This window comes from Achromobacter sp. Root170 (genome assembly GCF_001428165.1).
Taxonomy (GTDB): Bacteria; Pseudomonadota; Gammaproteobacteria; order Burkholderiales; family Burkholderiaceae_B; genus Achromobacter; species Achromobacter mucicolens.
Genome location: NZ_LMHN01000012.1, coordinates 142,639 through 168,707, shown reverse-complemented (window position 1 = coordinate 168,707; position 26,069 = coordinate 142,639). Strand labels below are relative to the sequence as shown.

The following is a 26,069-nucleotide window of genomic DNA, read 5'->3' as shown; positions in this document are numbered from 1 at the left end:
TCATGGATTGTCGTTTTGAAGACCGGCTGGCCGGGCGCGCCCTGCGCCTGGACGGCTTTCGCGCCCGGATCGAGGCGCGCTCGGCCGCCGAGGTCGCGCCCGCGCTGGCCGCCATCGAGGCCGCGCGGCGCGAAGGCCGCTGGATCGCGCTGTTGCTGGATTACGAGCTGGGCGAATGGCTGCTGCCCGAGGCCACTCGTCCCGCGCCGGCCGGCCCGTGGACGCCGCCGCGCGACGACGGGCCGCCCCGCCTGACCGCGCAGGTGTTCGACCGCAAGATCGACGAGACGCCGTGGGAAGCGCCGGCCCCCGACGCGCCGGCCGCATCCATCAGCCTGCCCGCGCCGCGCATGACCGAGGCCGCCTACGTGCGCCAGATCGACGCCATCCGCGGCCTGATCCAGGACGGCGAGCTGTATCAGGTCAATTTCACGCAGCCGCTCGATGTGGGCTTTCAGGGCGACCCGGCCACGCTGTACCGCCGCATCGCGGCGCGCAATCCGGTCGCCCATGGCGCCTACATCCAGGACGGCGCCCGCACGGTGCTGTCCTTTTCGCCCGAGCTGTTCGTCCGGCGCGATGGCGCGCAGCTGACGACCCGGCCCATGAAAGGCACCGCTCCACGCCATCCCGACCCGGCCGAAGACGAACGCCTGGGCCAGGAACTGCTGGCCAGCGACAAGAACCGCGCCGAAAACCTGATGATCGTGGATCTGCTACGCAACGACCTGGGCCGCCTGGCCGACCCCGGATCGGTCAAGGTCGACGCGCTCTTTTCGCTGGAGCGCTACCCCACGGTCTGGACGATGACTTCAACCGTATCGGCCACCGCGCCGCACGCCACGCTGTCGGACGTGCTGCACGCCCTGTTTCCCTGCGGGTCGATCACGGGCGCCCCGAAAGTCGCGGCCATGCGCCGCATCCGCCAGATGGAGGCCGCGCCGCGCGGCCTGTATTGCGGCAGCATCGGCTGGCTGGCCCCGGATGGCGATTTTTCGTTGAACGTCGCGATCCGCACCCTGGTCCTGGACCAGCACGGCCACGGCGTCTACAGCGTCGGCGGCGGCATCGTTTACGATTCGGACCCCGCCGGCGAATGGCAGGAATGCCACTGGAAGGCCCGCATCCTGCGCGCCTGACGGCGCAAATCCCCCGGCCGGTAGTAGCATAGAGCGCGGCTTGGACCGGCTTATTCCAGGAGAGTCCCATGCAACCCGAACTGATCGAGACCATCCTGGTGGAATCGTCCGGCAACGTGCCCCTGCTGGCGCGCCACCTCCAGCGCCTGGAAGCGTCCTGCAAGGCGCTGGGTTACGTCTGGGGCGGCCGCGACGTCGAAGGCGACATCCTTCTCGCCGTCATGGCCCTGTCCTCCGCCGGACCGCATCGCCTGCGCCTGCTGGTCGCGCGCGACGGCAGCCGCCACATCCAGACGGCCGTCCTGCCGCCGCTGCCCGCGCACCAGGAAGTGATGCTCGCGCCCGAGGCGCTGCGGTCCTCGGAACCCCTGCTGCGCTACAAGACCACGCACCGCCCCTGGTACACCAAGACGATCGAATGGCTGCCTTCGCACCCGCACATCTTCGACCTGGTCTACCTGAACGAGCGCGGCGAACTCTGCGAAGGCAGCCGCAGCAACGTCTACCTGCGCATGGACGACAACTGGTACACCCCGCCCGTCGACAGCGGCTGCCTGCCCGGCGTGCAGCGCGCGCAGCTGCTCGATGCCGGCGAGGCGAAAGAACGCGTGCTGACCCTGGCCGACCTGCATGCCGCCGACGAGATCCGGTTGTCGAACGCGCTGCGCGGGTGGTTCACGGTGTCGCTGCGCGAGGCGTAGCGCAGCCCCCGGCCCACCGCGGCATCAATCCGCAAACACGTCCACCACCACCTGCCGCAGCCACTGATTGGCGGCTTCGCGGTGGTTGCGGGCGTGCCAGAACACGTTGATGACGGATTCCGGGATCTTCACCGGACAGGGCGCGGACGCCAGGCCAAAAGGGCCGCAGGCGCAGTCGGCAAAGCGCTGCGGCACCACCGCAATCATGTCGGTGGCCTGCAGCACCGGCCCCACCGCCATGAAGTGCGGCACCGTCAGCCGCAGCCGCCGGCGGATGCCAGCGCGCGCGATCACTTCGTCCACCACGCCGTGGCCGGTGCCCTCGGACACGATGGCCACGTGTTCGGCCGCGCGAAACTGCCGCGCCGACACCCCCGAGCGCGCCAGCGGATGGTCCTGCCGGAAGATGCAGACGTACGGCTGACGGAACAGCCGGCGCTGGAAGAATCCGCCTTTCAGCCCGGGCAGAAAGCCCATCGCCAGATCCATACGCCCGCGCTCCATCTCGTCCCGCACGTCGATCGACGTCGTGCGCACCGTGCGGATGGTCACGCCCGGCGCGACCTGATCCAGCGCCCGCATCAGGCGCGGCAGGAAGTAGGTCTCGCCCACATCGTTCACCCCGATCACAAACGCCCGCTCGCTGCGGGCCGGATCGAACGCCACCCGCCCGTTCAACGTGCCGTGCAGCGCGGCAAGCGCATCGGCAATCGGCTGGGCCAGGCTTTCGGCATAGGGCGTCGGCACCATCCCGCGCGAGGTCCGCAGAAACAGCTCGTCGCCCAGCAGCTTGCGCAAGCGGGCGAGCGCGTTGCTGACGCCCGGCTGTGAAATCCCCAGGCTTTCCGCCGCCGCCGACACCCGGCCATGCTTGTGCAATTCATTGAAGACGACGAGCAGATTCAGATCCACGTCTTTCAGGTTCATGCGTTTGTCTCCACCAATATTGATTTTGGTGATTTATGTAATAAGCCAGATTCTATTTATTAATCTCTGGGCGTGCCCGATGATGCAGAAAAATGCCTGCGCCCATGCCGCGCAAGGCACTGCCCGGCCGCCGCGCGGCCAGCTGAAAATGGAGACAAATCATGCGCATCCGCACGCATCGCCGCCTCACGTCCTGTCGCAGGGGCCGTCCATGAACGCCCCCGAACATCCCATCCATGTCGTCCCGCCCTGGAAAGGCGACGGCTCGCATCGCATCCCGTTCGGCGTCTACACCGATGCGGCGCTGCACCAGCGGGAACTGGAGCGCTTCTTCTACCGCGGCCACTGGAACTACGTGGGCCTTGAAGCCGAGGTCCCCAATCCCGGCGACTTCAAGCGCACGGTCGTGGGCGAGCGCTCCGTCATCCTGCTGCGCGACAACGACGGCCAGGTGCGCGTCGTGGAAAACGTCTGCGCCCATCGCGGCGTGCAGTTCTGCCGCGAACGCGCCGGCAACCGCAGCGAGTTCGTCTGCCCCTACCACCAATGGAATTACGACCTGCAAGGCAACCTGATCGGCGTGCCCTTCCGCCGCGGCGTCAAGCAGGACGGCAAGATCAACGGCGGCATGCCGCCCGACTTCAAGCCCGAGGAACACGGCCTGACCAAGCTGGCGGTGGCCGCGCGCAACGGCGTCGTCTTCGCGTCGTTCGACCATGACGTCGAACCGCTGGAAGACTACCTGGGGCCCGACATCGCGCATTACTTCGACCGCGTCTTCGACGGCCGCGAACTGGTGATCCACGGCTACAGCCGCCAGCGCATTCCCGGCAACTGGAAGCTGATGCAGGAGAACATCAAAGACCCCTACCACCCCGGCCTCCTGCACACCTGGTTCGTCACCTTCGGGCTATGGCGCGCGGACAACCGGTCCGAATTGAAGATGGACCGCCACTTCCGCCACGCCGCCATGATTTCCACGCGCGGCCAGGGCGGCAAAAGCACCGTCACCAGCGGCGTGTCCAGCTTCAAGGAGCAGATGTCGCTGAACGACGACCGCTTCCTGGACATCGTGCAGGAACCCTGGTGGAACGGCCCCACCGCCGTGCTCATGACGCTGTTTCCCAGCGTCATCATCCAGCAACAGGTCAACTCGCTATCCACCCGCCACATCCAGCCCGTCGGCCATGACGCCTTCGACTTTGTCTGGACCCATTTCGGATTTGCCGACGACACCCCCGACATGACCCAACGCCGCCTGCGCCAGGCCAACCTGTTCGGGCCCGCCGGTTTCGTGTCCGCCGACGACGGCGAGGTCATCGAATTCTCGCAATCCGGCTTTGAACAGAAGCCGTGGCACCGCAGCGTCGCCGAACTGGGCGGCAAGACCGCCGAAAACACCGACCACATGGTCACCGAGACGCTCATACGCGGCATGTACGCGTACTGGCGCCGCGTCATGGAGGCGTGACATGCTGGACTTTCCGCTTTATTACCAGCTCACCCGCCTCTACACCGACTACGCCGCCGCGCTGGACGCCGGCGAATGGGAGAAATGGCCCGACTTCTTCGTGGAGGATTGCGTCTACAAGGTGCTGCCGCGCGAGAACCACGAACGCGGATTTCCGCTCGCGACCATGGCCTTCGAGAGCCGCGGGATGCTGCGCGACCGCATCTACGGCGCCACCGAAACCATCTTCCACGACCCCTACTACCAGCGCCACGTCGTCGGCGCCCCACGCGTGCTGCTGGCGCAGGATGGCCGCATCGAATCCGAGGCCAACTACGCCATCTTTCGCACCAAACCCAGCCAGCTCACCACCGTCTTCAACGTCGGCCGCTATCTGGACGTCATACGACAGACGCCCGACGGCCTGAAATTCGAATCGCGGCTATGCATCTTCGACAGCGAGCTGATCCCGAACTCGCTGATCTACCCCATCTGACCAGGAGACGAATCATGAGTGTGCAATGGATCAAGGCCATCGGACGCGATGACGTGCCCGAAGAAGACGTCATCGCCGTCGAGGCGGGCGGCAAGGAAATCGCGCTATACGGCGTCGACGGCGAGGTCTACGCCACCGACAACCTCTGTACGCACGGCAATGCCAGACTCTGCGACGGCTTCCTGACTGGCCACGAAATCGAATGCCCCCTGCACCAGGGCCGCTTCGACATCCGCGACGGCCGCGCCCTGTGTTCCCCGCTGCGGGAAAACATCGCGACGTATCCCGTGCGGATCGAGGATGGCGTGGTGTTTGTGGCGCTATGAGTCATTTGCGCGCCGGACGCAGCGACGTGGCGTCTGACCGTTGAGGCACCGCGGCGCTCGGGCATCGAGGCGCCCCCACCCCGGCGGCCCTCAGACCGCCAACCGCAAAGCCTCGTTCGCCGCCGCCATGCCCATGGCGGCGGTCACGGTAACCACCGACCCATAACCCGCGCAGGACAGCCCCTGCGGCGCCAGGTTCAACCCCGACGCACCCATATCATCTTCACCTTCAAGAGGGCGGGTCCACGCATCCGGCAAAATCGCCGGCTGGTCGAACCACAACGCATGCACGCCCATCTTCGGCACCCGCTTGAGCGCCTTGCCGTTCTTGTCCGACGCCCGCGGAAACCCATGCTCGCGCCGCAACTTGTTGCGCAGCTTCGAGAGCAGCGCATCATTGACCGCCCCCGACAGATCCCCCGCCCGCAACGCCAACGGATCCGTCTTCCCGCCCGCACCGCCGCACAGCAGCATCGGCACCCCAAGCGCCCGCGCATGCAAAATCATCGCAATCTTCGCGGCCGCCTGATCCGTGCAATCGATGATGACCGTATAAGGCCCCGGCAACACCTCGCCCACGTTCTCCGGCGACACAAAGTCGTCCACCCGTGTGATGCGGCATTCCGGATTAATCGCCAACACCCGCTCGGCCATCGCGTCGACCTTGGATTGCCCAAGCGTCGAACTCAACGCATGGATCTGCCGATTGACGTTGGATTCGGCAATGTGATCCAGATCGATCAACGTCAACGCCCCCACCCCGCAACGAGCAAGCGCCTCCACCGTCCACGACCCCACGCCGCCAAGCCCGGCCACGGCAACATGGGCATTACGGATACGCGAAGGCGCCTCAGGACCATAGAGGCGCGACAGCGCGCCAAAACGACGGTCGAGATCGGCGGGTTCAGGAATGAGTTCGGGCGAGTTCATGGACCGCATTTTATGGCAGCCGGCCGCCAACCCAACCGCCCCATTCAAGCAGACAAGGTATAGACAAGGTGTCTGACACCCTGCAGAGACTGCCGTCATGCCAAGGATGTGCCCCAAGGGTGTCAGACACCGGAAGCAGCGGCGCCCGGCCCCCACCGCAAGCGCGAAGCGTCATCCCCGGACGCAAGACACCGCGTAAGCGCCCGGAGGCCGCCCGCGCGGCCAACCGGGCGCGGGCCCCGCAAAATGCTTCAAAGCCGCGCAAACCCAGGCAAGAACCTTAAGAACCCCACCCGCCCCGGCGTCCGCCAAGCTGAACTCACCCGAGCCCGGCGTGGCGGCGGCCTGGGGTGCGCGGGGCGTGTAGATGCGCCCGAGGGAATCGGAAGGCAGTCGCCGGAGGCGACAACGACGATGACGACGGGGGGGGCCGCCTAGGCCAGTCCGGAGCGAAGGCTCCGGACCGCAATCGTAGCCCCGCGCGCCCCAGGCCGCCGACGCGCCGGGCGTCAAAAGAACCAAGATCGATGCCTGCCACCGCCTTCCGACGCAAAACGACGCGCCGGACTGCTGCAAACCTCACCTCCGCAGCCCATCCCCGTCAACAGCCACCACATCATCCCCCCCCAACGCCTGATAAACCGTCACCTGATTCACCAACCGGTTCAGCATGTTCTCGTCCCGCGCCACCTCAGCCACCCGGCGCTTTTCCTGCGCATCCAGCCAATCCCGCAGCGGCACCGCCCCCGCCCGGTACCGTACTTCGTACAGCCGCTCAGCCTCCCGAGCCGCCCGCAAAGACAGATCCAGCTGCTGCGCCCGCACCGACAACTGCGTGCGATTCGACAACGCGTTCTCCACATCCGCCATCGCCTGATACAGCGCCTGCCGGAACGTCACCACCCGTTCCTCGTAATCCGTCTTCGAGATCTTGATGTTCAGCTGCATCTGATTCCACTGCAGGAATGGCAGCGTCAACCCCGCCCCCAGCGTCCCGATCGGATTTTTCAGCACATCCGACAACGTCGGGCTCGAACTGCCCAGCGCCCCCGTCAACGTCACCGGCGGATAAAAGCTTGCCCGTGTCGCGTCAACGTTTGCCAGCGACTCCCGCAACCGCAACTCCGCCGCGCGCAAGTCCGGACGGCGCCCCAGCAACTCCGCCGGCACACCCGCCCGCGCCTCGGGCAGTGCGCTGGACGGCAGCCGCGCCGGATCCGCCGTGATGCGATCCGGCGGGCCATCGAAAAGAATCGTCAGCGCATTGATGTATTCCACCCGCTGCTGCACCAGCAGCGCATGCGCCGCCTGCTGGCTTGCCACCGTCTGCTCCGCCTCGGCAAGCTCCAGGGCCGACGCCCCGCCCGCCGCGTACTGCGCCCGCACCAGATCCTGCGTGCGGCGCGCGTAGGCGATGCTCTCCTCGCTGCTCGCGATGCGCTGATTGATGAATGCCGTCTGCCAATATAGCGTCGCCGTCGTGCCCACCAGCGACAGGGCGGCGCTCTGGCGGTCCTGTTCCGTCGCCAGCGCCTCCCACTGCGCCGCGTCGCGCTGGCGCGCCAGCTTGCCCCAAAGGTCGACCTGATAGCTCACCGTCAGCTCGGCCGAATTGGCTCGCGTGATCGTGCGGTCGCCATACAGATTGCGCACCCGCGACACGTTCGCGTCGCCACCGAACTGCGGCATCAGCTGGTCATCCGCCAATCCCGCCTGATACTGCGCCCGGCGCACGCGAATCGCCGCCGCCGCCAGATCGTTGTTGCGCGCAAGCGCCGCCTCCACCAGCCCATTGAGCACCGGATCGTCGAAATTGCGCCACCAGGCCCCGCCCTCCGCCAGCCACGCCGCTGCGCCGGCATCGGAAGCCGGGCGCGCGTGGGTCCAGGACGCCGGCACGCTTGCGGCCGGCGGCTCGTAATCGGTGCGCAGCAGGCCGCCGCAACCGCCCAGCGCCAGCAGCAGCGCCACGCCCAGCGGTTTGCACAAAAAAGAAACTGCTCTCATCTTCCTCATTCCCGGGCCAACGCCTCGACGGGATCCAGGCGCGCCGCATTGCGCGCCGGCAGATAGCCAAAAATCACACCGATCAGCGTCGAGCACGTGAATGCCGCCACCATCGATGCCGTGGAATAGATCATCTGGAACGAGCCGCCCGTGGCCTTGCTGACCAGCACGCCCAGTCCCAGCGACAACAGGATTCCGACCGCGCCGCCGATCAGGCACACCAGCACCGCCTCGATCAGGAACTGCTGCATGATGTCGCTGCGCCGCGCGCCCACCGCCATGCGCACCCCGATCTCACGCGTGCGCTCGGTGACCGACACCAGCATGATGTTCATCACCCCGATACCGCCCACCATCAGCGAAATCAGCGCAATCAGCGACACCAGCAGCGTCATCGTCGCCGTCGTGCGTTCGATCGTCTTGCGCACCGCGTCCGTGTTGAACACGAAAAAATCCTTCACCACGTGCCGGCGCGTCAGCACCCGCACGATGGCCTGCTCGGCTGCGGCCGGCGGCGTCGCGTCGTTCACGCGCACCGTGATGCTTTTCAGGTGCTGCTGCCCCAGCACCCGCGACAGCGCCGTCGTGTACGGGATCCACACGTTCAGCGAATCGTTGTTGCCGAACACCGTGTCCTTCTTTTGCGTCACCCCGATCACCCGCGCCGGCATCGACCCCAAAAAGATCACCTGCCCGATCGGTTCGGTGTGCGACCCGAACAGCGCGCGCCGCGTGCCCTCGTCGATCACCACTTCCTGCGCCCGGCGCGCCACGCTGGTCTCGTCGAAGAACTTTCCTTCAGCCAGCTTGATCGCGCGCACGCGGAAGTACTGTTCGCCCACGCCCTGGATCGAACCGTTCACCGATACATTGCGGTAGCGCAGCGTATTGCTCGTGCCCACTTCCGGCGTCACGCTGTCCACATACGACTCGCGCGCCAGCGCGTCGGCATCGGCCGGCACCAGCGTGCGGATGTTCACCGCCTTTTCATCGCCGAAGTCCTTGCCCGGGAAGACCTCGACCGTGTTCGTGCCGATCGCGCTGATGTCTTCCAGAATCTTGCGCCGCGAGCCCTCGCCCAGCGCCACCACCGACACCACGGCGGCGATGCCGATGATGATGCCCAGCATCGTCAGCGACGTGCGCAGGCGGTGCGCGTTCATGGCCAGCAAAGCCATGCGCAGCGCCTCGCCGCAGCGGTCCAGATAGGCCTGCCACGCCGGGCGCTGGGCCATGTCCGGGGTCTCGTCACGCGCCATCTGATGGCGCGGCGCGTCGGGGTTGCGCTTGTCCGCGACGATCTCCCCGTCGCTGATCTCGATGATGCGCTGGGCGTGGCGCGCCACGTTCATATCGTGCGTGACGATGATGATCGTGTGCCCCGCCGCGTTCAGTTCCTCCAGGATGCGCAGCACTTCCTGGCCGGTATGCGTGTCCAGCGCGCCGGTGGGCTCGTCGGCCAGGATGATGTCGCCGCCGTTCATCAGCGCCCGCGCGATACTCACGCGCTGCTGCTGGCCGCCCGACAGCTGGCCGGGCCGATGGCCGGTGCGATCGGCCAGCCCCAGCCGCGCCAGCAGCGCCGAGGCGCGCTCCAGCCGGGCCTCGCGGCGCTTGCCCGCGTAGACGGCCGGCACCTCCACGTTGCCCTGCGCGCTCAGGTCCGCCAGCAGGTGGTAACGCTGGAAAATGAATCCGAAGTGCTCCCGGCGCAGTTCGGCCAGTTCGTCGGGGTCCAGTTCGCCGGTGCTGCGGCCGCCGACCTTGTAGTCGCCGCGCGTGGGCCGGTCCAGGCAGCCCAGGATGTTCATCAGCGTGGACTTGCCCGAGCCGGACGCCCCCACGATGGCGACCATCTCGCCCGCCTCGATCGACAGGTTGACGTCCTTCAGGACCGCAATCGTCTGGTCGCCCGCGGGAAACTCGCGGCGCACGCCAGACAGGGAAATGAGCGGGCCGCCCATGTCAGGCTCCCGGCTTGGCGACGGCCGGCGAGGAATCCGCCGACACGACGCGTTCGCCCACCTCCAGGCCTTCCAGCACCTGCGCCTGCACATTGTTGTTCATGCCGATGCGCACTTGCCGCGTCTCGGTCTTGTTGCCGTCCAGCACCACGCGCACCTCGTAGCGCCCGTCCTTGCCGCGCTTGCCCAGCGCCGAGGCGGGCACCACCACGGCGTCCTTGGCCTCACCCAGCACGATGAAGACCTGCGCCGTCATCGAGATGCGCAGCTTCTCGTCGGGATTGGGCACGTCGAAGAGGCCGTTGTAATAGACCGCGGCGCTGGTGGAGGTGCTGGATGAAGTGGTCAGCGACGACGCCGCGTCTTCCTTCTGGATGGAATCCGGGGCCGGTTCCACCGCGCTTAGCGTGGCGCGGTAGCGCTCGTCGGGTTCGCCGAGAATGGTGAAGTAGACCGGCAGGCCGGGCTTGACCCGCGTCACGTCCGCCTCGGAGATCTGCGCCTTGATCGTCATGGTGTCCACCTGCGCCACCTTGATGATGGTGGGCGCGCTCTGAATCGAGTTGACGGTCTGGCCTTCCTTGGTGACCACCGCCACCACCATCCCGTCGATTGGCGAGACGATCCGCGTGTAGCCCAGGTTGACCTGCGCGGTGTCGACCTGGATCTCGGCCTGGGCGATCTGCGCGTCCAGCGAGGCGATCTCGGCGCGGGTCACGGCCAGCGTGGCCTCGGCCGTTTCGTAGGCCTCGCGCGAGCTGGCGTCGGCCGCCAGCATCTGGCGCTGGCGCTTGAACGCCAGCTCCGCCTGTTTCAGCGTGGCCACCTTGGCGGCCCGCTCGGCGCGCCGGGTCTGCAGCGCAGCTTGCGCGTTTCGCAGCTCGTTCTGCTGGGTCAGGTCGTCGATCTCGGCCACCAGCTGGCCCTTCTTCACCCGGTCGCCCAGTTCCACCTTCAGGGACTTCAACTGGCCGGTGGCCTGCGCGCCCACGCTGACCCGCTCGATGGCATCGATGGTGCCGCTGGCCAGCACGCTGTCCTCCAGGTCCGCGCGCGACACCTCGGCCACGGCAAACGTGGGCGGCGGCGGGGCCGAGAAGAACGCGGCGCGCGCGCCAACAACGAGAAGCAGGAGGATGGCGGCTATCAGGGCGTAGCGCTTGAACTTGCTGCGGGACTTTTTCATTGAACCTGGACGATGGGAACGGCGGGCGCCATCTGCGGCGCCGTAATGCGGCAAAAAAGCGGTGGAAACCAGAGACGGATTGCACCGTGCGGAAGGTTCCGTTGCGTGAACGATACAACGATCCCCGGGAGGTTGCGGAACCGTTTTACCGCACCTGCCGTGAACGTGCCGTCATCTTGCCGAATAAGCGCGGGACTTGTCCGCTAGAGCCTGTTAACTCCGCAGAGTGACTAGTCACCCGATGACGCAGCGCAAAAAAGCGTCGCCTCGACATAGACGGATGTTACGAACAGAATGAATGCAGTTAAGCCGTGTCTACCTCCAACAGATCCCCCTCCTCGCCATCCAGTTCCCCGGAATTTTCCGGGGCGGTGCTTTTGTGCCTGCTGGCAATGATGAATCATGTGGCGCTGACCGGGGGACGGATCACCGTTTCCCTGACGGCGCTGCAGATGGGGCTGTCCACGTTCACGGTCGGCACGCTGGTCGCCGTGTTTGCCGTGCTGCCGATGCTGTTCTCGGTGCGCGCGGGACGCTGGGTGGACCGCGTCGGCATCGTGCGACCGCTCGTCATCGGCACCACTTTGGTCGCCTTCGGCACGCTACTGCCCTCTATCTCGCAAACGCAGTCCGCACTGTTGGTGGCGTCCTGCGCCATCGGGATCGGCTTCATGCTGCACCAGGTGGCCACACAGGATCTGTTGGGGCACGCCGAGCCCGAGCAGCGGCTGCGCAACTTCTCCTTCATGTCACTGGCGCTGGCCGGGTCAGGCTTCTCCGGTCCGCTGATTGCCGGGCTGGCGATCGACCACCTGGGCACGCGGACGGCATTCGGCCTTCTGGCGGTCGGCCCGCTGCTGTCGGCGGTCGGCCTGTACAGCCTGCGTCATCAATTGAAGGCCGTGGATGCGGCCATCACCGGCGTGCGCGAGGCCCAGCGCCGTCGCGTGACCGAATTGCTGGCCGTGCCCGCGCTGCGCCGCATTCTCATGGTCAACACGATTTTGTCCGGCGCATGGGACACCCACCTGTTCGTCGTGCCGATTTTTGGCGTGGCGATCGGGTTGTCCGCCACCACCATCGGCCTCATTCTTGCCTCCTTCGCGGCGGCAACGTTCGTCATCCGCCTGATTCTGCCCCTTATCCAGCGCCGCGTCCGGTCCTGGACCTTGGTGCGCGTGGCGATGGCGACCGCGGCCATCGACTTCATGCTTTACCCGCTGTTCACCGACGTTACCGTCCTGATCGTGTTGTCTTTCATCCTGGGCCTGGCCCTGGGCTGCTGTCAGCCCAGCATGCTGGCCCTGCTGCACCAGCACTCGCCCCCCGGTCGCGCGGCCGAGGCGGTGGGCCTGCGCATGGCGCTCATCAACGGTTCGCAGGTCTCCCTGCCGTTGACCTTCGGGGCGCTGGGTGCGGTAATTGGCGTTGCCCCGCTTTTCTGGGCCTACTCCGTGGCGCTGATGGCCGGGGGCTGGGCCAACCGCAACCCTCCGCACGAGTCTGAACGGAATACGTAGTCGTGAACAAGCAGTCATCCCACTCTGACCTCTCCGGCGCCACTTTGCCCTTCCGGCTCTGGACGCCCGAGGAACGGCAAGCCTCGCTCGACGATGCGCTGCGGCACTGGCCGGCTGGGGAAGATGTATGGGTATTCGGGTACGGATCGCTTATCTGGCGCCCGGATTTCGATTTCATGGAACGCCGCCTGGCCACGCTGCGCGGCCACCACCGGGCGCTTTGCCTGTGGTCGCGGGTGAACCGGGGCACGCCCGAGTGCCCGGGACTGGTTTTCGGCCTGGACCGCGGCGGATCCTGCCGGGGCGTGGTGTACCGCCTGGCCGGCGAACAGGTCCCCCATTACTTTCCCGCCCTCTGGGAGCGCGAGATGTCCACCGGCGCCTATCTGCCCCGCTGGATCAACTGCGCCACGGACGAAGGCGTCGTCCGGGCGCTGGTCTTCATCATGAACCGCGACAACCCCGCCTATATCCGGGCCCTGCCCGAGGCGGAACTGCTGGCCATCGTGCGCCGCGCGGCGGGACGCTACGGTCCCTGCACGGATTACGTGGTGCAGACGGCCCAGGCCTTGCGGGCCGCCGGCATCCACGACGCCCGGCTCGACGCCATTGCCCGCCGGCTGGAGCTGGACGGCCACCCGCTGCCCGAGGGCCCGTGACGCACCCACGCGGCTGGAGGCGGCAAACTTGTCCGGCGCCTGCGCGGGGTCAATGAGGGGCCGGTCTCCCAGGCGGTATAAACTCCGTGTTATCAACGCTGAACCCCCAAGACCATGTCCGTCTCTGATCTGCGTCAAAGCTACGAAAAGAATGTGCTGCTGGAAAGCCAGGCAGCCTCCTCGCCGTTCGAGCAATTCACCCGTTGGTTCGACGAGGCCCTGGCCGCCAAGGTGCCCGAACCCAACGCCATGACCCTGGCCACGGTGGATGCCAGCGGCCAGCCCAGCGCCCGCATCGTCCTCATCAAGGGGTTTGACGAGCAGGGTTTCACGTTCTTCACCAATTACGAATCGCGCAAGGGCCTGGACCTGCAAGCCGAGCCGCGCGCCAGCCTGCTGTTCTTCTGGCAGCCGCTGGAACGCCAGGTCCGCATCGAGGGCGTGGTCGAAAAGGTGGCGGCCGAAGAGTCGGACGCCTACTATCACAGCCGCCCGGCCGGCTCGCGCATCGGCGCCTGGGCTTCGCGCCAGAGCCAGCCCATCACCCGTGAAGAGCTGGAAGCCCGCGAAAAGGAATTCCGCGAGCGTTTCGGCGAACAGCCGCCGCGTCCGCCGCACTGGGGCGGCTACCGCCTCAAGCCCACGGCCTTTGAATTCTGGCAGGGCCGCCCGTCCCGCCTGCACGACCGCCTGCGCTACGTGGCGGACGGGGCGGGCTGGAAGATCGAACGCCTGTCTCCCTGATACGGGGCGCCCCGACGCGGGGCGTCCATCCGCCGGGCGCCTCCTGCGCCCGACCGAACTGTCTATTGCATGTCCGCCTCCTCCCCTGATTTCGACTCCGTCTTCTTTCGCACCGCGTTGGGCCGATACGCCACCGGCGTGACGGTCGTGACGACCACCGGCCTGGACGGCGCCCCCATCGGCCTGACCGTCAGCTCGTTCAACTCGGTCTCGCTGAATCCGCCGCTGGTGTTGTGGAGCCTGTCGCTGGGCTCGTCGTCGCTGGACGCCTTCGAACAGTGCGAGCGCTACGTCGTGAACGTGCTGAGCGCCGACCAGATCGCGCTGGCGCGCCGCTTCGCGACGGGCAAGACGCGGGACCGTTATGCCGGGCTGCAGGTGCACCATGCCCCGGGTGGCACGCCGATGCTGGACGGCCACTGCGCCGCCTGGTTCGAATGCCGCAACCGCAGCCGCTACGTCGAGGGAGATCACGTCATCATGGTCGGAGAAGTCGAACGTTGCGGACATAGCGGCGAACCGCCGCTGGTCTTTCACGCCGGCGGGTTCGACCTGACCCCGGCCGGCACCCGCGCCGAAAAGGCCAAGCCATGAGCGCCGACGTCGATTGCGTCGTCATCGGCGCCGGCGTCGTCGGCCTGGCCATCGCCCGGGCACTGGCCCAATCGGGCCGCGAAGTCCTGGTCGCCGAAGCCACCGAGGCCATCGGCACCGGCACCAGCTCGCGCAACTCCGAAGTCATCCACGCCGGCATCTACTACCCCGCCGGCAGCCTGAAGGCGCGCCTGTGCGTGCGCGGCAAGCATCTGCTGTACGCGTACTGCGCCGAACGCGGCGTGCCGCACAGCCGGCTGGGCAAACTCATCGTGGCCACCAGCCCCGAGCAGGCCACCCAGCTTGAAGGCATCGCCCAGCGCGCCCGCGCCAACGGCGTGGACGACCTGCAATTCATTTCGGGCGAAGAAGCCATGCGCCTGGAACCGGCGCTGCAATGCACCGCCGCGCTGGTGTCGCCGTCGACCGGGATCGTCGACAGCCACGCGTTGATGCTGTCGTTCCAGGGCGACGCCGAGAACGCGGGCGCCCAGTGCGTCTTCCATACGCCGCTCGCGTCGGGCCGCGTCCGGCCGGAAGGCGGCTTCGAGCTGCAATTCGGCGGCGACGACGCCATGAGCCTGACCTGCAACGTGCTGATCAATTCGGCCGGCCTGCAGGCGCCCGCGCTGGCGCGCCGCATCGAGGGCGTGCCGGCGGACAGCATTCCCACCGATTACCTGTGCAAGGGCAGCTATTTCACGCTGTCCGGCCGCGCGCCGTTCTCGCGCCTGATCTACCCGGTGCCGCAGCATGCCGGGTTGGGCGTGCACCTGACGCTGGACATGGGCGGCCAGGCCAAGTTCGGCCCCGACACCGAATGGGTGGACACCGAGGACTACACCCTCGATCCCTCCCGCGCCGATGTGTTCTACGAAGCCGTGCGCAGCTATTGGCCCGCCCTGCCCGACGGCGCGCTGGCGCCCGGCTACACGGGCATCCGCCCCAAAATCTCCGGTCCGCACGAACCGGCCGCGGACTTCGTCATCGCGGGGCCCGCCGTTCACGGCGTGCCCGGCCTGGTGAACCTGTTCGGCATCGAATCCCCCGGGCTGACCTCCAGCCTGGCCCTGGCGGAAGAAACCCTGGCGCGCCTGTCCGCCTGACCCCGCCCGCTTCCCTTTTTTCTTATTCAGCCATTCCTGCCATGCAGCACAACGACTACATCCTGACCCTGTCCTGCCCCGACCGCACCGGCATCGTCTACCGCGTCAGCGGCCTGTTGTTCGAACTGGGTTGCAACATCCTGGATTCGCAGCAGTTCGGCGACGAAGAGACGGGCCGCTTCTTCCTGCGCGTGCACTTCGACCTGCCGGTCAGTGCGTCCGCCGACGACCTGCGCGCCCGCCTGGACGCGATGTCCGCCGACTACGGCATGGAGCTCAAGCTGCACGACGCGCGCCGCAAGGAGCGCCTGCTCATCATGGTCAGCAAGCAGGGCCACTGCCTGAACGACCTGCTGTTCCGCGTACACAGCGGCCACCTGCATGCCGAAGTGGCGGCCATCGTCTCGAACCACAACGACTACGCCAGCCTGGCGGCAACCTACAACATTCCGTTCCACTACCTGCCGGTCACGCCCGACACCAAGCTGGAACAGGAAAAGCAGGTGCTCAAGATCGTCGACGAGGCAAACATCGACCTGGTCGTGCTGGCCCGTTACATGCAGATCCTGTCGGCCGACATGTGCCGTGCCCTGACCGGCCGCGCGATCAACATTCACCACAGCTTCCTGCCCAGCTTCAAGGGCGCGCGCCCTTACCACCAGGCGCATGCGCGCGGCGTGAAGATCATCGGCGCCACGGCGCACTACGTGACGTCGGATCTGGACGAAGGCCCGATCATCGACCAGGACATCGAACGCGTCGACCACACGATGACGGCGCAGGACCTGACCCAGGTGGGCAGCGACATCGAATCCCTGGTGCTCTCGCGCGCGGTGCGCAGCCACGTCGAACACCGCATCCTCCTGAACCGCAACAAGACCGTCGTGTTCCGCTGATTTTCAGGCCCTTGCAGGGGCGGGTTGCAACGGCGCAAACGCCTGCGCCACCAGCGCCACCGCGCGCTCCTGCAACGGCGAGCGCGCCGCATCCGGCCAGATCACCTGGCTGATCGAGCGCGCCTCGTGCTCGAACGCGATGAACCGCGTGCCCGCCAGCCCGCTGCGCGACAGGCAGGCCGGCACGATCGACACCCCCAGGCCCTGCGACACCAGCGAGGCCACGCTCAGCCAGTGGCGCACCTCGTGCCGGATCGCCGGCATGAAGCCGGCCGACACGCACATGGCCAATACCGTTTCGTAATAGCTGGGCGACGCCGCGCGCGCGAAGAAAACGAAGTCGTCCCGCGCCAGTTCCGTCAGCCGCAGGGTCTGGCGATCTGCCAGCGGATGCGCATCGGGCAGGCACACCACGAAGGGCTCGGCCATCAGGTCGCGCGCCTGCACGCCTTCCGGCACCGGATTGGCGTGGATGAAGCCCAGGTCCTGCTCGCCGCGCCGCACCGCCTCGATCTGGTCGTTCGAGTTCAGTTCGGTCAGCACGTGTTCCACGTCGGGCAATTCCTTGCGCATGACGTTCAAGAGCGCGGGCAGCCCGCGATACAGCATGGATCCCACGAAGCCGATGCGCAGCCGGCCGCGCAGGCCCGCATCCACCTGGCGCACCAGCGTGCGGACCTCCTCGGCCTGGCGCAGCAGGATCACCGCTTCGTGGTACAGCGCCTGGCCGGCGTCGGTCAGCTCGACGTGCCGGCTGGTGCGGGCCAGCAGGCGCGCGCCGATGTTCTCTTCCAGTTGGCGGATCGCGTAGCTGAGCGGCGGCTGCGAAATATGCAGGCGCGCCGCCGCCCGGCTGAAATGGCGCTCTTCGGCCACGGCGATGAAGTAGCGCAGCAGACGCGGTTCGAGATCCATGCGTCCCTCCTTTGGGCATATCTATATTTATTTTGGATTGATCTACATCAAAACAGTATTTGAGTAGATGAATCAACCCCCGCAACATAGGGCATCTCCCGTCCCGACCCGGATGCCGCCATGGATACGCCCGTCTTGCCTGTTGCCGCCACCGTCACGCCCGTACCGGACTCCCGGGGGCTGAATCTGTTCGATGCCGACCCCTACGCCGAGGCGCTGAGCCGACGCTACCTGCCCGCCGAGCTGCATGCGCACCTGCTGCCGCATCTGAGCCGGCTGGGCGAACTGGCCGGCGGCGTCATGGACGAACTGGCGTCGGTCGCCGACAAGCACCCGCCCACGCTATCGGTGCGCAGCCGCGCCGGCACGGACGAATCGCGCATCGACAAGCATCCCGCCTACGTCGAACTTGAACGCCTGGCCTACAGCGAATTCGGTCTGGCGGCGCTGTCCCACCGGGGCGGCGTGCTGGGTTGGCCCGAGCCCATGCCCGCCGCGGCCAAGTACGCGCTCAGCCATCTTTTCGTGCAGGCCGAATTCGGCTTGTGCTGCCCCGTCAGCATGACCGACTCGCTGGCGCGCACCCTGCGCAAGTTCGGCGATCCCGCGCTGGTCGAGCGCGTGTTGCCCCAGGTGACTTCGCAGGATTTCGACACGCTGCGCCAAGGCGCCATGTTCATGACCGAACAGGGCGCGGGCTCGGACGTCAGCGCCACCGAGGTCACGGCCCAGCCGCAGGATGACGGCACCTGGCGCATCCACGGCGACAAGTGGTTCTGCTCGAACCCTGACGCCGGTTTCGCAATGGTGCTGGCACGCAGCGAACCGGACGCGGGCCTGAAGGGCGTGTCGCTCTTTCTGCTGCCGCGCGACCTGGCCGACGGCACGCACAACCACTACCGCATCCTGCGCCTGAAGGACAAGCTGGGCACGCGTTCGATGGCCAGCGGCGAGATCCGCCTGGAGGGCGCCGTCGCCTGGCTGGTCGGTGAACGCGGCCGCGGCTTCAAGCACATGGCCGACATGATCAACAACTCGCGCCTGTCCAACGGCATGCGCGCCGCGGGCCTGATGCGCCGCGCGGTCACCGAGGCCATCTACGTGTCGCAGCACCGCCGCGCGTTCGGCAAGCGCCTGATCGACATGCCGCTCATGCAGCGCCAGCTGGTCAAGATGACCGTGTGGGCGGAACAGGCGCGCAGCGTCATGTTCCAGACGGCGCGTGCGCTGGCCGACGCCGATCAAGGCGCGGCAGACCCCGCGCTGGCCCGGATCCTGACGCCGCTGATCAAGTTCCGCGCGTGCCGCGACGCGCGCAAGGTCACGGGCGACGCGATGGAAGTGCGCGGCGGCTGCGGCTACATCGAGGAATGGACCGAGCCGCGCCTGGTGCGCGACGCGCATCTGGGCTCGATCTGGGAAGGCACCAGCAACATCGTCGCGCTGGACGTGCTGCGCGCCATCAAGAAAGAAAACTCCCTGCCGGCGCTGCGCAGCCACATCGACCGCCTGCTGGCGGACGGCGCGCCCTGCCCGCCCGAACTGGCCGGCATGCAGGCCAGCGCCCTGGAAAAGACCTATGCGCTGGCGGAACACGCCGCGCAGGGCGACCACGCGCAGCTGGCCCGCCAGGCCGCGTCGCTGCTTTATCACGCCGTATCCATGGCCGCGCTGCGCTGGGAAGCCACCGGCGCGGGATTGGAAACCCGTGCCCGGCTGGCCGACCAGGTGCTGCTGCACCGCCTGGCGCCGCGCGATCCCTACGCCATCCCGCCTGACGAAAGCGCGGCCTGCCAAGCCATCCTGCACTACGCGCTGTAGCCCCTGTCAGGGCTTTCGCTGTAACCCGACGCCGGCGGCACAGCCGGCGCGTCATCCACTGGAGACACGCATGAAACGCTATTTTGCCCCCCTGTTCCTGGCGGCCGCCGCCATCGCCGCCACGCCCGTCGTGGCAGCCGACGCCTTCCCCACGGCCCGCCCGGTCACGCTGGTGGTGCCCTTTCCGCCGGGCGGCCCCACCGACGCGCTGGCGCGCCGCCTGGCCGAAAAGCTGCGCGAGCCGCTCATGCAGAACGTCATCGTCGAGAACCGCAGCGGCGCGGGCGGCAACATCGGCTCCGAATATGTCGCCTCGGCCAAGCCCGACGGCTACACCATCCTGTTCGGCACGTCCGGCCCGCTGGCCATCAACGTCAGCCTGTACAAAAAGCAGAACTACAACCCCGAGACCAGCTTCGCGCCCATCATCCGCATCGGCCACCTGCCCAACATCCTGGTGGTGAACCCGTCTGTGCCCGCCAACAACCTGCAGGAACTGATCGCGTACGCCCAGAAGAACCCGGACAAGCTGAGCTACGCCTCGTCCGGCAATGGCGCGTCGTCGCACCTGGCCGGCATCCTGTTCAACCGCATGGCCGGCACCAAGATCATGCACATCCCGTACAAGGGCACCGGCCCCGCGCTGAACGACCTGCTGGGCGGACAGGTGTCGATGTCGTTCACCGACATCCTGACCGCGCTGCCCTATATCAAGGCGGGCAAGCTGCGCCCCATCGGGCTGGCCAGCGCCCAGCGTTCGGATGCGCTGCCCGACCTGCCCACGCTGTCAGAGCAAGGCCTGAAAGGCTATGACGTCAGCGTCTTCTTCGGCATCGTCGCCCCCAAGGACACGCCCGCCGATGTGGTGAACACGCTGAACCAGGCCTTCAAGACCGCCCTCGCCGATCCCACGATCGCGCAGACGCTACGCACGCAGGGCATCGTCGAGGCGCAGGACAAGACGCCGCAGGGCCTGTCCAGCTTCATCACCACCGAAGTCCCCAAGTGGCGCGAACTGATCCAGAGCGCCAACGTTTCCATCGACTGACGCGAAGCATAGCCATGGCCCAAACCCTACCCAATGCCGGCGCCCTCGCGGGCTGCAAGGTGATCGATCTGTCGCGCGTGCTGGGCGGCCCGTACTGCACCCAGATCCTGGCCGACCACGGCGCCGACGTGCTGAAGATCGAGCCGCCCGGCGGCGACGAGACGCGCGGCTGGGGCCCGCCCTTCCTGGGCGAGACCGCCTCGTATTTCGTCGGCGTGAACCGCAACAAGGACGGCATGACGCTGGACCTGTCGCAGCCCGCCGGACAGGAACTGCTGCGCCACCTGCTGGCCGACGCCGACGTGCTGGTCGAGAACTTCAAGCCCGGCACGCTGGAAAAGTGGGGCCTGGGCTACGACGACCTGAAGCAGGCCTTCCCCGCGCTCATCCATTGCCGCGTCAGCGGTTTCGGCTCGGATGGTCCGCTGGGCGGCCTGCCGGGCTACGACGCCTGCGCGCAGGCCATGTGCGGCCTGATGAGCGTGAACGGCGAGGCGGACGGCGAGGCAACCCGGGTGGGGCTGCCGGTCGTGGACATGGTGACGGGCCTGAACGCGGCGGTGGCCATCCTGCTGGCCCTGAATGAGCGCACGCGCAGCGGGCTGGGACAATTCCTGGACATCACGCTGTACGACTGCGCGCTGTCGCTGCTGCACCCGCATGCGCCGAATTACTTCTACAGCGGCAAGGTGCCGCAGCGCAGCGGCAACGCGCACCCCAACATCGCCCCTTACGAAACGCTGCCTACCGCAAGCGGCCCGATCTTCCTGGCCGTCGGCAACAACCGCCAATTTGCCATGCTGGCGCAGACCCTGGATGCCCCGGCGCTGGCCGAGGACCCGCGGTACGCCACCAACGCGGACCGCCTGCGCAACCGCCAGGCCCTGCGCGATGACCTTTCCGCCCTGCTGGCCCGCCACGAGGCCGCCGCACTTTCGGACCAGCTGCTACGCGCGGGCGTGCCTGCCGCCGCCGTGCAGACGGTGGACCAGGCGCTGGCCCATCCGCACACCCGGCATCGCGGCATGGTGCTGGAACAAGGCGATTACAAGGGCGTGGGCTCGCCCATCAAGCTGTCGCGCACGCCCGCCACGCTGCGCAAGCTGCCGCCAGACCTGGCGCCGCCATCTGGACAGGGCTGATCCCGCATCGATGAACCGCCCGGCGCCCGCCGGGCTTTTTTTTCCCAAGCGAGCCGCCGCCCCACGCGCAACAACTTAGACATTTGGTTTCAGCACGCCGCCCGATTGCCGCCTTAGACTTTTTTCCGCATCTCGCGTTGCTCCCCGCACGCTTTTCCCGAGCCACATAAGAGGAAATAAAAGACTATGGCCACGAACGACTCACAAGACCACGGCCAGCTGAAACGGGTGATGGGCCCGAAACTGCTGCTGCTATTCATTGTTGGCGACATCCTGGGCACCGGCGTGTATGCGCTGACCGGGCAGGTGGCCGCCGAAGTCGGCGGTGCGGCCTGGCTGCCGTTCCTGGTGGCCTTCGGGGTGGCCCTGCTGACCGCGCTTTCCTACCTTGAACTGGTCACCAAGTACCCCCGCGCCGCCGGCGCCGCGCTCTACGTCCACAAGGCGTTCGGCGTGCACTTCCTGACGTTCATCGTCTGCTTTACCGTCATGTGTTCCGGCCTGACGTCGGCCGCCACCGCCTCGCAGGCCTTCGCCGCCAACCTGTTCGCGGCGATGGGCATCGAGGCCGAAAAGCACTGGATCACCCTTGGCGCGCTGGGCTTCATGACGCTGGTCATGCTGGTCAATTTTCGTGGCGCGACTGAAAGCGTGCGCGCCAACGTCGTGCTCACGCTGATCGAGCTGTCGGGCCTGCTGATGGTCATCCTGCTGGGCTTTTACGCCATCTCCGACGGCCAGGCGGATTTCTCGCGCGTCGTCGCGTTCGATACGCCCGAGGACAAGAGTGTGTTCCTGGCGGTGACCTCGGCCACCGCGCTCGCGTTCTTCGCCATGGTCGGCTTCGAGGACTCGGTCAACATGGCCGAGGAAACGCACGATCCCAGCCGCATCTTCCCGAAGGTCATGCTGACCGGCCTGGGCATCACGGCGCTCATCTATGTGCTGGTGTCCATCTGCGCCGTTGCGCTGGTGCCGGTGGGCGAACTGGCCAAGAGCAGCACGCCGCTGGTGCTGGTGGTCAAGCGCGCCGCGCCGGATCTGCCGGTGGAATACATCATGCCGATCATCTCGATGTTCGCCGTGGCGAACTCGGCGCTCATCAACATGATGATGGCCAGCCGCCTGCTGTACGGCATGTCGCGCCAGGGTGTGCTGCCGTCCTTCCTGGCGCACGTGCACCGCAAGAACCAGACGCCGTGGACGGCCATCCTGTTCACGACGGCGCTGGCCTTCGGCCTCATCATCCTGGTCTCGCTGACCGACTCGCAGGCCATCCGTGCGCTGGGCGGCACCACCGCGTTGCTGCTGCTGGGCGTGTTCGCCTTCGTGAACGTCGCGGTGCTGGTCCTGCGGCGCGACAAGGTCGCGCATCGTCACTTCTCCATCAACCGCCTCGTCCCGTGGGTGGGCGCCGCGGCCTGCCTGTTCCTGGTCACCCCGCTGACCGGCCGTGACGTGATCCAGTACCAGGTCGCCGGCTGGCTGCTGCTGCTGGGCGTGGTGATGTGGTTCGTGACCTGGCTGGCGCGGCGCCGCGAGTCCAGGATGGAACTGGACCCGTCGTCGCTGGAGTGATACCGCAAGGGCCGCAGGCTCCCGGACCGCTGGCGCGCGGCTGCGCGGCGCGGGTCCGGGCGCGCTTCAGCCGCCCACCGCAAGCCCTTCGCGGCGCGGATCCGCGCCGCCTTCCAGTCCCTTGGCGTCAATGACGATGCCGTGGATGCCGCTGGGAAACTCGGTGATCCGCACCGGGTGTCCCATGCGCTCAAGCTCTGGCGCCAGCGCTTCCAGCGCCGTGCCCTTCTCCAGTTCGGTTTCCTTGTTGCGGCTGCCCATGTTGGGCAGGTCGATCGCCGACTGGATGTCCAGATTCCAGTCCAGCACGCCCACCAGCGTCTTGGCGACGTAGTTGATGATGGCGCTGCCGCCCGGCGAGCCCACCAGCAGGTACGGCTTGCCCTCCTTGAGCACCATCATCGGCGCCATCGAGCTGCGCGGCCGCTTGCCCGGTTCGATGCGATTGGCCACGAGCCGGCCTTCGGGGTCCTTGAACGACGACGAAAAATCGGTCATCTCGTTGTTGAGCAGAAAGCCCCGCACGAAGATCTTGCTGCCGAATTCGCTTTCGATCGTGGTCGTCATGGTCAGGGCGTTGCCCTGCGCGTCGACCGCCACCAGGTGGCTGGTGGACGGCAGCTCCAGCGCGTTGTCCTTGCCCAGCGACAGCAGCTTGCCTTCGGGATCGCCGGGCAGCGCCACCTTCATGCTGCGATCCGGCTGGATCAAAGCGCCGCGCGCGCGCAGATACGCCGGGTCCAGCAAGGCGCGCACCGGCACGCGCACGAAGTCGGGGTCCGCCACGTAGAAATCGCGGTCGGCAAAGGCCAGCCGGCCAGCTTCCGAGAAATAGTGCACGGCCTGTACCGTGCCGGGCGCATACCGGCTGAGCGGGAACTGCTCCAGCTCGCCCAGCATCTGCAACACGGCAATGGGCCCGCTGCTGGGCGGCCCCATCCCGCAGAGCTGATAGCCGCGGTACGCGCCGCAGACCGGATCGCGCGTCTTGGCGCGATAGTCCGCCAGGTCCGCCAAGGCCAGATCGCCGGGCTTCTCGTGGCCCTGCACCGCCGCCACGATGTCGCGCGCGATGTCGCCCTGGTAGAAGGCGTCGGCGCCCTGCGAGGCCACGGCGCGCAGGGTGCGCGCGAACGCCGGATTCTTCAGCACGTGCCCCACGGGCCACGGCGTGCCGTCCGGCGCGTAGAAGTACGCGGCGGCGGCGGCCTGTTGCGGCAGCGCCTTGTTGCCGGCCAGCAGCGTATGCAGGCGCGGCGACACCGCAAAGCCCGATTCGGCCAGTTCGATGGCCGGCTGGAACAGATCGGCCCAGGGCAGCTTGCCCTGCGCCTTGTGCGCCAGTTCCAGCCCGCGCAAGAGGCCGGGCACGGCGACCGACATGCCGTTGTTGACGGCCTGTGCAAAGGGCAGCGGCTTGCCCTCGGCATCCAGGAAGCGGTCGGGCCGCGCCGCCGCGGGCGCGGTCTCGCGGCTGTCGTACGTGCGGATCTGTCCGTCCGCCGCCGAATACACCACCATGAAGGCGCCGCCGCCGATGCCCGACGATTGCGGCTCGACCAGATTGAGCACCAGTTGCGTGGCAATGGCCGCGTCGACCACGCTGCCCCCGCGTCGCAGCATGGCTTCGCCCGCACGGCTGGCAAGGGGGTTGGCGGACACCATCATGAAATGCGGCGCGCGCACGAGCTCGCGCGTCTGGACGCCGCTGGCGGCTTCGGGATTCAGGTCTTCCGCCGCTGGCGTGCGCGCCCAGCTGGCGGATGCGAACGGCAGGCCGGCGATGGCGGCGGCGAGCAGCAGGGCGGCGTGGCGGCGTAGGCGCATGGAAAGCTCCAGTGATCGCCGGACGTCCGGCAGGCGTCCATGATAGTCAAAGGCCCGCGCCGCTGCCCATGCGCGCCTTCCGGCTTAGAATCGCGGTTTACGGATCACCAGAGCCCCCGTTTGCGCCATGCGCCTGCGCCACATCGAGATATTCGAAGCGATCCGCCGCACCGGATCCCTGACCGAAGCCGCCGCCGCGCTGCACATTTCACAGCCCGCCGCCAGCAAGCTGCTGGCGCATGCCGAAAGCCAGCTTGGCTTCAAGCTGTTTGACCGGGTGAAGGGCCGGCTGGTCGCCACGCGCGAGGCAGAGATCCTGACGCCCGAGATCGCGCGGCTGAGCCAGGACCTGAGCAGTGTGCGCCGGCTGGCGTCCAACCTGCGCGACCGGCCCAACGGCCACCTGCGCCTGGGCTGCGCGCCCGCGCTGGGACTTGGCCTGCTGCCCGGCGTCGTGCGCGACAGCCGCGACGCGCAGCCCGGCATCACGTTCGATATCCACACGCATCACAGCGCCGAGCTGGTGCAGGGGCTGCTGACGCGCGAACTGGATCTGGCCATCACGTTCGACACCAACGACTATCCCGGCCTCACGCGCATGGGGCTGGGGCACACCGAGCTCGTGCACCTGAGCCGCCGCGCCGCGCAGGGTCCGCTGCGATTGTCGGAGCTGTCGGAAGCTAGAGGCGTAGAAGCGTCGGGCGCCGCGGCGTTGGGCGCCAGTGCGTCGGGTTCCCCCGCGGCAGCCGATACGCTGATCGTGCTGGACGCCAGCGACGCCTCCGGGGCATTGCTGCAACTGGCGCTGGACGCCCAGGGCCTGGCGCCGCAGGTCGCCATCCAGGTGCAGACGCATTACGTGGCGTGCGCGCTGGTGGACGCGGGTTGCGGCGACGCCATCGTCGACGCCATCACCGCGCAAGCCATGCTGCGTCCCGGCATGACCCTGCGCCGCCTGGATCCCGCGCTGCGGGTGCCGATCAGCATCATGACGCGCAACCAGGATCCGCTTTCCGCCCTGCACCGCGACCTGATCGAGCGCCTGCGCGCCGCCTGCGCCGCACTCCTGGAAGGACTGGACGCGCGGGTCTGA

The 26,069-nt window shown here is 67.4% G+C and carries 23 protein-coding genes; 16 read left to right on the top strand and 7 right to left on the bottom strand.

The window, feature by feature from the left end:
* Positions 1 to 2 precede the first annotated feature (2 nt).
* Together ASD87_RS10990 and ASD87_RS10985 are read left to right on the top strand one after the other, a co-directional pair.
* Positions 3 to 1,139 (top strand): aminodeoxychorismate synthase component I, encoded by a 1,137-nt coding sequence (locus ASD87_RS10990; RefSeq protein WP_056321071.1) that lies wholly within the window; start codon positions 3 to 5, stop codon positions 1,137 to 1,139.
* 68 nt (positions 1,140 to 1,207) lie between these two features.
* Positions 1,208 to 1,840 (top strand): aminotransferase class IV family protein, encoded by a 633-nt coding sequence (locus tag ASD87_RS10985; protein ID WP_056321068.1) that lies wholly within the window; start codon positions 1,208 to 1,210, stop codon positions 1,838 to 1,840.
* 24 nt (positions 1,841 to 1,864) lie between these two features.
* Here the strand turns inward: ASD87_RS10985 and ASD87_RS10980 are convergent, their stop codons facing one another.
* A complete protein-coding gene (locus tag ASD87_RS10980; RefSeq protein ID WP_056321065.1) occupies positions 1,865 to 2,767 on the bottom strand; it encodes a LysR family transcriptional regulator in 903 nt (300 codons plus the stop codon).
* Between the two features lie 211 nt (positions 2,768 to 2,978).
* Here ASD87_RS10980 and ASD87_RS10975 point away from each other — a divergent pair, with 211 nt between their 5' ends.
* From ASD87_RS10975 to ASD87_RS10965, 3 genes are read left to right on the top strand one after another with little or no spacing between them, the layout of a single operon-like run.
* Complete coding sequence (locus ASD87_RS10975; protein ID WP_056322683.1) at positions 2,979 to 4,238, top strand: aromatic ring-hydroxylating dioxygenase subunit alpha; 1,260 nt, start codon at positions 2,979 to 2,981, stop codon at positions 4,236 to 4,238.
* 1 nt (position 4,239) lies between these two features.
* On the top strand, positions 4,240 to 4,713 hold the full coding sequence (locus ASD87_RS10970) for a nuclear transport factor 2 family protein (protein ID WP_056321061.1): 474 nt from the start codon (positions 4,240 to 4,242) through the stop codon (positions 4,711 to 4,713).
* 14 nt (positions 4,714 to 4,727) lie between these two features.
* The gene (locus ASD87_RS10965; RefSeq protein WP_056321058.1) at positions 4,728 to 5,039 is read left to right on the top strand and encodes a non-heme iron oxygenase ferredoxin subunit; all 312 of its coding nucleotides are present in this window, start codon (positions 4,728 to 4,730) and stop codon (positions 5,037 to 5,039) included.
* Between the two features lie 90 nt (positions 5,040 to 5,129).
* On the opposite strand, the gene ASD87_RS10960 is transcribed toward ASD87_RS10965, so the two are convergent.
* The 4 genes from ASD87_RS10960 to ASD87_RS10945 all read right to left on the bottom strand — a co-directional run bounded on the left by ASD87_RS10960 (position 5,130) and on the right by ASD87_RS10945 (position 11,126).
* Positions 5,130 to 5,978, bottom strand: a complete 849-nt coding sequence (locus ASD87_RS10960) for a ThiF family adenylyltransferase (RefSeq protein WP_056321055.1) — start codon at positions 5,976 to 5,978, stop codon at positions 5,130 to 5,132.
* Between the two features lie 570 nt (positions 5,979 to 6,548).
* On the bottom strand, positions 6,549 to 7,976 hold the full coding sequence (locus ASD87_RS10955) for an efflux transporter outer membrane subunit (RefSeq protein ID WP_056321052.1): 1,428 nt from the start codon (positions 7,974 to 7,976) through the stop codon (positions 6,549 to 6,551).
* A gap of 5 nt (positions 7,977 to 7,981) precedes the next feature.
* Positions 7,982 to 9,940 (bottom strand): MacB family efflux pump subunit, encoded by a 1,959-nt coding sequence (locus ASD87_RS10950; protein ID WP_056321048.1) that lies wholly within the window; start codon positions 9,938 to 9,940, stop codon positions 7,982 to 7,984.
* A gap of 1 nt (position 9,941) precedes the next feature.
* Entirely contained in the window at positions 9,942 to 11,126 is a 1,185-nt protein-coding gene (locus ASD87_RS10945) for an efflux RND transporter periplasmic adaptor subunit (RefSeq protein ID WP_056321046.1), read from the bottom strand.
* Between the two features lie 311 nt (positions 11,127 to 11,437).
* On the opposite strand from ASD87_RS10945, the gene ASD87_RS10940 reads away from it, so the two are divergent.
* The 6 genes from ASD87_RS10940 (at position 11,438) to purU (ending at position 16,645) form a co-directional block, all read left to right on the top strand.
* On the top strand, positions 11,438 to 12,646 hold the full coding sequence (locus tag ASD87_RS10940; protein WP_128830020.1) for an MFS transporter: 1,209 nt from the start codon (positions 11,438 to 11,440) through the stop codon (positions 12,644 to 12,646).
* 2 nt (positions 12,647 to 12,648) lie between these two features.
* Complete coding sequence (locus tag ASD87_RS10935) at positions 12,649 to 13,305, top strand: gamma-glutamylcyclotransferase (protein WP_155721867.1); 657 nt, start codon at positions 12,649 to 12,651, stop codon at positions 13,303 to 13,305.
* Between the two features lie 114 nt (positions 13,306 to 13,419).
* Complete coding sequence (gene pdxH / locus ASD87_RS10930; RefSeq protein WP_056321041.1) at positions 13,420 to 14,049, top strand: pyridoxamine 5'-phosphate oxidase; 630 nt, start codon at positions 13,420 to 13,422, stop codon at positions 14,047 to 14,049.
* A gap of 69 nt (positions 14,050 to 14,118) precedes the next feature.
* Positions 14,119 to 14,643 carry a flavin reductase family protein gene (locus ASD87_RS10925; RefSeq protein WP_056321038.1) on the top strand — a complete coding sequence of 175 codons (525 nt, stop codon included), beginning with the start codon at positions 14,119 to 14,121 and terminating at the stop codon, positions 14,641 to 14,643.
* Positions 14,640 to 15,749, top strand: a complete 1,110-nt coding sequence (locus ASD87_RS10920; protein WP_056321035.1) for an NAD(P)/FAD-dependent oxidoreductase — start codon at positions 14,640 to 14,642, stop codon at positions 15,747 to 15,749. The genes ASD87_RS10925 and ASD87_RS10920 overlap by 4 nt, the downstream gene beginning before the upstream one ends.
* Positions 15,750 to 15,790: 41 nt before the next feature.
* Positions 15,791 to 16,645: a formyltetrahydrofolate deformylase gene (gene purU / locus ASD87_RS10915; RefSeq protein ID WP_056321032.1), complete on the top strand. Its 855-nt coding sequence runs from the start codon at positions 15,791 to 15,793 to the stop codon at positions 16,643 to 16,645.
* Positions 16,646 to 16,648: 3 nt separating this feature from the next.
* Here purU and ASD87_RS10910 read toward each other — a convergent pair whose 3' ends face one another.
* Entirely contained in the window at positions 16,649 to 17,560 is a 912-nt protein-coding gene (locus tag ASD87_RS10910; RefSeq protein ID WP_056321030.1) for a LysR family transcriptional regulator, read from the bottom strand.
* 120 nt (positions 17,561 to 17,680) lie between these two features.
* Here ASD87_RS10910 and ASD87_RS10905 point away from each other — a divergent pair, with 120 nt between their 5' ends.
* From ASD87_RS10905 to ASD87_RS10890, 4 genes are all read left to right on the top strand, one after another.
* On the top strand, positions 17,681 to 19,381 hold the full coding sequence (locus ASD87_RS10905; protein WP_056321027.1) for an acyl-CoA dehydrogenase family protein: 1,701 nt from the start codon (positions 17,681 to 17,683) through the stop codon (positions 19,379 to 19,381).
* Between the two features lie 70 nt (positions 19,382 to 19,451).
* Positions 19,452 to 20,429: a tripartite tricarboxylate transporter substrate binding protein gene (locus ASD87_RS10900; protein WP_056321024.1), complete on the top strand. Its 978-nt coding sequence runs from the start codon at positions 19,452 to 19,454 to the stop codon at positions 20,427 to 20,429.
* A gap of 14 nt (positions 20,430 to 20,443) precedes the next feature.
* Positions 20,444 to 21,571, top strand: a complete 1,128-nt coding sequence (locus ASD87_RS10895; protein WP_056321022.1) for a CaiB/BaiF CoA-transferase family protein — start codon at positions 20,444 to 20,446, stop codon at positions 21,569 to 21,571.
* Between the two features lie 186 nt (positions 21,572 to 21,757).
* On the top strand, positions 21,758 to 23,149 hold the full coding sequence (locus ASD87_RS10890; protein ID WP_056321019.1) for an APC family permease: 1,392 nt from the start codon (positions 21,758 to 21,760) through the stop codon (positions 23,147 to 23,149).
* 66 nt (positions 23,150 to 23,215) lie between these two features.
* Here the strand turns inward: ASD87_RS10890 and ggt are convergent, their stop codons facing one another.
* Positions 23,216 to 24,976 carry a gamma-glutamyltransferase gene (ggt, locus tag ASD87_RS10885; protein ID WP_056321016.1) on the bottom strand — a complete coding sequence of 587 codons (1,761 nt, stop codon included), beginning with the start codon at positions 24,974 to 24,976 and terminating at the stop codon, positions 23,216 to 23,218.
* A gap of 127 nt (positions 24,977 to 25,103) precedes the next feature.
* Between ggt and ASD87_RS10880 the strand changes: the two genes are divergently transcribed.
* The gene (locus ASD87_RS10880) at positions 25,104 to 26,069 is read left to right on the top strand and encodes a LysR family transcriptional regulator (protein ID WP_056321013.1); all 966 of its coding nucleotides are present in this window, start codon (positions 25,104 to 25,106) and stop codon (positions 26,067 to 26,069) included.